Below are 6,000 nucleotides of genomic sequence, written 5' to 3' on the forward strand. Positions count from 1 at the left end.
GCGGGCTTGCCCCGCGATGACGATGTTGAATTTGATATCGCAATCGCGGGCAAGCCCGCTCCTACAAAATCGAGGCCGGTCTTGGAAGCCCTGCTTGCCGACCGGCGCCCCGCGGCGTTAGGCTGCCCCTTGCGCGTTGCCCGTCAGAGGCGGCCGCTTCCCGCCCGGCGTGCGTCACTTCCGATTTTTTGCGAGGTAACGCCATGGCCATCACGTCCCAGGACATCTGCAACGCCGCCGACCAGCTCAATGGTTTTGTCGGTTACCACGGCAAGCGCGGCACCCATATCGTGCGCTTTTCCGAAGACTCGTTCGGCATGGATGTGGCCGACGACAGCATCACCCCGTGCAGCGAGTTTGTATGGCGCCCCGACGGCGAGCAGCGCATGGCGCTGTGCCGCGAGCGCCTGGCGCTGTTGTTTGGCCAGCATGTGGACGACCGGCTGAATATCGGCGAGCCCCTGCGGCTGTATCTCAAGCGTACCGACCTGCCGGAAATTGTCGCCGAACGTACCGTGCGTTAGGCGGCCTCAAGAAGCATCGTGGCGCCGCCCGCTGTCGGCCAGCAGCGCCTCGAAGCTTTTGCGGTCCATCGGCCTGCTCAGGTAAAAGCCCTGTACCTCGTGGCAGCGCTCCTTGCCCAGCGCGCGCAGTTGCTGCTCGGTCTCCACGCCCTCGGCAGTCACGGTCAGGCCCATGGCCTTGCCCAGGTTGATGATCGCCTGCACCACGGCGCGGTCGTTGCCGCTCTGGTTGGTCAGCCCGGCAATGAAGCGTTTGTCGATCTTGATGCTGTCGAACGGGTAGGTGCGCAGGTAGCCCAATGACGAATAGCCGGTGCCGAAGTCGTCCATGTTCAGGCGCACCCCCAACTCCTTGAGTGCAAGCATGGTGCCGAGGGCGCCTTCTATGTCGTTGAGCATGACGTTTTCGGTGATTTCCAGCTCCAGGCGCTGGGCCGGGAAGCCGGTTTCCAGCAGCACCTCGCGCACATCGGCCACCACGTCGCTGCGCAAGAACTGCGCGGGTGACAGGTTGACCGACACCAGCAGGTGCGCAGGCCACTGCCGCGCGGTGCGGCAGGCCTCCAGCAGCACCCAGCGGCCGAGGGCGACGATCAGGTCGCTCTGTTCGGCGAGCGGTATGAAGGTGTCCGGCCCCAGCAGGCCCTCTTGCGGGTGTTGCCAGCGCAGCAGCGCTTCGACCGACACGATGTGCAAATCGTCGAGGCGGTAGCGGGGTTGGTAGTGCAGCACGAACTCCTGCTGCTTGACCGCCCGGCGCAGGTCGTTTTCCAGTTGCCGGCGGTACTGGATCTGCTGGCTCATTTCAGGGGAGAAGTAGCGCCAGGTGTGCTTGCCGTCGGCCTTGGACTGGTACAGGGCAATGTCGGCGCAGCGGATCAGTTCGCCGGCGTCGAAACCCTGGGCGCGGCTTTGGGCGATGCCGAGGCTGGCGCCGATGTGCAATTGGTGCTCCTCGAACACGATGGGTTGCTGCAGCAGGTCTATCAGGCGCGCGCAGAAACGGTCGATTTCGCTGCGGCTGTCCAACCCTTGCAGCACCAGCACGAACTCATCGCCCCCCAGGCGCGCCACCAGGTCGCCGTCGCGGGTGCTGTCGCGCAGCCGCGTGGCGACCTCCTGCAGCACCGCGTCGCCGGCGGCATGGCCGAGCGAGTCGTTGATCGGCTTGAAGCTGTCGAGGTCGAGCAGCAGCAAGGCCAGCGGCGTGGCGTCGCTGCCGCGCAGCAACAGTTGCTCCAGGTGGCGCGAGAGCTTGTTGCGGTTGGCAAGGCCGGTGAGCGCGTCGTGCATCGACAGGTGCTGGATGCGCGCATGGGCGTCGACTTCGTCGGTGATGTCGCTGGCGGTGCCGCGAAAGCCGGCAAGCTTGCCGTCGAACAGGATCGAACGTGCGCAGATGCGGCAGTAGCGGTGCTCGCCGTTATGGTCGCGGTAGGCGCAGCGCAGGTTGGCCAACTGCTGCGGGTCGCTGTCGGCCTGGGCATCGAGCCAGGGCAGCAGCGGGGTGGTGTCGCAGGCCAGCAGTTGGTTGAGTGGCTGGCCGAGCCATTCGTCGACCCGGTAGCCGGTGACCTTGGCGAAGCGTTGCGACAGGTAAGTGAGGCGGTGATGGCGGTCGGTTTCCCAGATCCAGTCGGACGCAGCCTCGGCCACGGCGCGAAAACGCTGTTCGCTGGCCTCCAGCGCCTGGTTGCTCTGCTGCAGGCGCAGCAGGCTCTGGTCGATGGCGTGGGAACTGCGCAGCGCGTGGCGGAACAGGTACAGCATCACCAGGCCGAGCAGCAGCAACACCCCAAGCAAGGGAGGCAGTACCGCCCAGAGCAGTTGGTGGCCGGGCTGCGGGCTGTCCCAGGCCAGGTGGAAGCCGGTGTCGCCCAGCTCGATATGAGGTTGCCGGGTCTTGGCGCTGCTGCCCTCTTCCAGGCGCATGCCCTTGAGCCCGGCGCCTTCGCCGAGGCGGGCCAGCTTGTCGGCGGTCAGCTGGTCGACGAACAGCATGACCGGGGCGTTGCGCACTTCGCCGTCGAGCACATCCTTGTCAGGGCGCACGGCGGCGGCGCTTAGCACCGCAGGCCAATCGTTGAAGCGCACGAAGTGGGTAACTTGCTCGCGGGCTGGCGCTGATTTGCGGGCCTCGGCGATGATCGGTGCCAGGTCGCTGCCGATAAAGGCCGTGGCAGGCGATTCGCTGGGCTTGCCTTTGAACAGGGCATAGCTGGTGCCACTTTCGGTGACCACGAACACCCCTTCGTAGCCGCTGGCGCTGTAAAGCGATTCGCCGACGTTCTTTTCTTCATACGCCCACTGCCAGTCGGCCTGGCCGTTCAGGTGCTCGTAGGCGGCGTCCCAGACGGCGTAGCTGGAGAGAAACTGGCGCGAGGCCAACAGCCGTTGCTGCAGTGCCTGGCTGGCCCGGAAGCTGCTGCCTTGCTGCGCTTGCTGGTCGAGGGTGGCAGCGATGTTGAACAGGGCGCCGAGGGCGATCAGGCAGCCCAGGCCGAACAGGGCGCAGAAACCGCCGATCAGTCGGCGTACCTGCAGGTTGGAGGTGTGGCGTGGGGCGGGACGGTCTGCATTCCTGTGCATGTGCGGGCGGCTCCTCGTACTGCGCCTCCCGCCCGGGGCCTGGGGGAAGGTCTAGTCAGGATAGGCCAGCCTGAGCGTGGTGGCCTCGCCGCAGGCCAGATTCACCTGATCGCGGCCCTGGTGCTTGGCGCTGTAGAGCGCCTTGTCGGCCACCAGCAGCCAGTCTTCGGCACTGGCAAGGCCTGGGCGAAAGGCTGCCAGGCCGATGCTCAGGCTGATGCGCAGGCCCGGCAGTTGCGGGTTGCGGTAGGCGGCGACACGTTCGCGCAGGCGCTCCATGGCCTGGCAGGCCTGGGCTTCGTGGGTGTCGGGGAAAATCAGGCAGAACTCGTCGCCACCGTAGCGCCCGGCCTTGTCGTGCTCGCGCAGGCTGCGCTGCAGTTCGTGACTGAGCTGGCGCAGCACGCAGTCGCCGACCACGTGGCCGTAGGTGTCGTTGATGGCCTTGAAGTGGTCGATGTCGATCAGGGCGATGACTGCTGGCAACTGTTGCTGCTGGCTGAGTTGGAACTTGCGCTGCAGCATGTCCTTCCACGAACCGTGGTTGAGCAGGCCGGTGAGGCTGTCGGTACGGCTCAGCGTGCTGAGCTGGCGCTTGTGGTCGGCCAGCTGGATCGCCAACTGGTAGCACACCCAGCCCAGGGCCAGGGGGTAGAGGGTGAGCATCGGCAGGCTGGCGTAGACTTGCGCCATGCTGGTGTGCAGTTGCAGGCCGGGGCCGAGCAGGGCCATGGACAGCAGCATGCCGGCCAGTTGTGCGAGCATGCCGCGGACGACCATGGGCTTGCCGCCGGCGGCGACGTTGTTCATGGTCACCATCGACAGGATGGTCAGGCTCGGCAGCGGGTTGAAATGCATGGTCGCCGCCCAGAAACCCGCGGCCACCGAGTCCAGTTGCAGGTTACGCAGCTCGGCCTGGTAGGGCTTTGCCGAGCGGCGCGCCCAGTGGTAGGCGACGTGCGGCCAGGCCAGGCCGTTGAGCAGCATCAGCAACCATACCCAGTGGGGCTGTTGCAGGGGGGCCACCGCCGCAGCGGCGGCGATCAGGCCGATAGCCTTGCCGATGATACGGGGGCGGTAGATACGGCGGACAAACGAGAGTCCCTTGCCGCTGCTGGTATCCGTCATGGTCGTCCATTCTTTCGTGAGGCGCCGTTTATCGCATAAGTCGCATGAATATTGTTGAACATTCATTCATCGGCGAAAAATGGCCTTACAAGCCAATTCACGGTTGATGCAGTACCTCTGGAGTAACATGAAGCCTTTCTTCCTGCTCGGAGTGCTCTTGCTCATGGCCCCCATGGCTACCCCTGCCGGCGAGCCCGCGCCCCACCGCGACGGGCGTTTTCACAATCAGGTCGAGCTACCCAAGGATGGCGTGCTTAAAAAGCTGCGCATCGGCCTCAAGTACCTTTTGCTGCGCAAACCACCCGAAACGCGACCGGGTGAGGCATTGGCGCTGCAGCCGATGACCCGTCAGCAGGTGCTCGATGCGCCCGACCACAGTCTGTGGCGGTTGGGGCATTCCACCGTGTTGCTGAAAATGCGCGGGCGCTTCTTCATTACCGACCCGGTGTTCGCCGAGCGGGCATCACCTGTGCAGTGGGCCGGGCCGTTGCGCTTTCATGCACCGCCGTTGTCGCTCGATGACTTGCCGCCGCTGGCTGCGGTGATTCTTTCCCACGACCATTTCGACCATCTCGACGAGCAAGCCATCCGCCGCCTGGCGCCGCGTACAGAGCATTTTTTGGCGCCGCTTGGGGTAGGGGAACTGCTGGTGGAGTGGGGCGTGCCGGCGGCGAAGGTGCAGCAACTGGACTGGTGGCAGGAGGCCGAGGTGGCAGGGGTGCGCTTTGTGGCTACGCCGGCGCAGCACTTTTCTGGCCGCGGGCTGTTCGACAGCAACCGCCGGTTGTGGGCGTCCTGGGTGATGATCGATGAAGGCCTGCGGGTGTTCTTCAGTGGCGATACCGGGTACTTCGAGGGCTTTCGCGAAGTTGGCGAGCGTTTCGGGCCGTTCGACCTGACCCTGATGGAAACCGGTGCCTACAACCTGGCCTGGCCCAACGTGCACATGCAACCCGAGCAGAGCCTGCAGGCGCACCTGGATTTACGCGGGCGCTGGATGCTGCCGATCCACAACGGTACCTTCGACCTGTCCATGCACAGCTGGCAGGAACCCTTCGAACGTATTCTTGCGTTGGCCGAGGCCGCGCAGGTGCAACTGTGCACACCACAGATGGGCGAGCGTGTCAGCCTCGACTCGCCCCACGCCGGGCAGAACTGGTGGCGACCCAAGGCTGCGCCGCGCCATGGCCGGGCAGCCGAGCGGGCGGTGGCGGCGCGTTAGTCGTCCTTTAATAGCTGTGAGGGCGGTTTGCCGCTGTCGCTGCGTACCTGGGCGTGGCTGATCAGGGCAAAGATGAAGCTGCCACCAATGATGTTGCCGGCCAGGGTCGGCAGGGCGAAGTCGAGCCAAAAGGCTCCCCAGGTCTCGTCGCCGGCCCACACCAGGTAAGACACCTCCAGTGAGCCCACTACTATATGGGTGAAATCGCCCAGGGCCATCAGGTAGGTGATCAGCAGGATGATCCAGATCTTGGCGTGCTCCATCGACGGGATCATCCAGACCATGGTGGCGATCATCCAGCCCGAGACGATGCCCTTGGCGAACATCTGGCTGATGTCGTTCTCCATCACCTTGCGGCCGACTTCTAGGAAGGCGATGTCGGTCTTGCTGTCGAAGATCGGCAGCTCGAGCATCACCCAGGCCACTAGCAAGGTGCCGGCCAGGTTACCGAGCAGCACGATGCCCCACAGACGCAGCAGGCGGCCGAGGTTGGCCAGGGTCGGGGTGGTCATGACCGGCAGCACGGCGGTAAGGGTG

The 6,000-nt window shown here is 65.0% G+C and carries 5 protein-coding genes (1 of these 5 cut by a window edge); 2 read left to right on the forward strand and 3 right to left on the reverse strand.

The genetic code is table 11. The annotated features are described in order from the left end of the window. Window positions 1-203: 203 nt before the first annotated feature. Window positions 204-524, forward strand: a complete 321-nt coding sequence (locus KSS93_RS09400) for a DUF2025 family protein (RefSeq protein ID WP_217888044.1) — start codon at window positions 204-206, stop codon at window positions 522-524. 6 nt (window positions 525-530) lie between these two features. On the opposite strand, the gene KSS93_RS09405 is transcribed toward KSS93_RS09400, so the two are convergent. Then, entirely contained in the window at window positions 531-3,113 is a 2,583-nt protein-coding gene (locus KSS93_RS09405; RefSeq protein WP_217888045.1) for a bifunctional diguanylate cyclase/phosphodiesterase, read from the reverse strand. 51 nt (window positions 3,114-3,164) lie between these two features. Next, window positions 3,165-4,241, reverse strand: coding sequence for a diguanylate cyclase (locus KSS93_RS09410; protein WP_217888046.1), 1,077 nt, complete (start codon window positions 4,239-4,241; stop codon window positions 3,165-3,167). A gap of 127 nt (window positions 4,242-4,368) precedes the next feature. On the opposite strand from KSS93_RS09410, the gene KSS93_RS09415 reads away from it, so the two are divergent. Further along, window positions 4,369-5,463: an MBL fold metallo-hydrolase gene (locus KSS93_RS09415; RefSeq protein ID WP_217888047.1), complete on the forward strand. Its 1,095-nt coding sequence runs from the start codon at window positions 4,369-4,371 to the stop codon at window positions 5,461-5,463. On the opposite strand, the gene KSS93_RS09420 is transcribed toward KSS93_RS09415, so the two are convergent. Continuing rightward, window positions 5,460-6,000 carry the 3' portion of a formate/nitrite transporter family protein gene (locus tag KSS93_RS09420; RefSeq protein WP_217888048.1) on the reverse strand. Its footprint extends 320 nt past the window's final position, so 541 of the gene's 861 nt are visible here — the last part of the coding sequence; its start codon lies beyond the right edge, outside the window — the gene reads right to left on this strand; it ends in the stop codon at window positions 5,460-5,462. The two genes, KSS93_RS09415 and KSS93_RS09420, sit on opposite strands and share 4 nt — an antisense overlap.

The organism is Pseudomonas xanthosomatis (genome assembly GCF_019139835.1).
Taxonomy (GTDB): domain Bacteria; phylum Pseudomonadota; class Gammaproteobacteria; order Pseudomonadales; family Pseudomonadaceae; genus Aquipseudomonas; species Aquipseudomonas fakonensis.

Bases quoted from the DNA above. Each gene is read 5' to 3' on its own strand.
- KSS93_RS09405 (WP_217888045.1), bottom strand. From the start codon at position 3,113: ATGCACAGGAATGCAGACCGTCCCGCCCCACGCCACACCTCCAACCTG.
- KSS93_RS09410 (WP_217888046.1), bottom strand. From the start codon at position 4,241: ATGACGGATACCAGCAGCGGCAAGGGACTCTCGTTTGTCCGCCGTATC.
- KSS93_RS09415 (WP_217888047.1), top strand. From the start codon at position 4,369: ATGAAGCCTTTCTTCCTGCTCGGAGTGCTCTTGCTCATGGCCCCCATG.
- KSS93_RS09400 (WP_217888044.1), top strand. From the start codon at position 204: ATGGCCATCACGTCCCAGGACATCTGCAACGCCGCCGACCAGCTCAAT.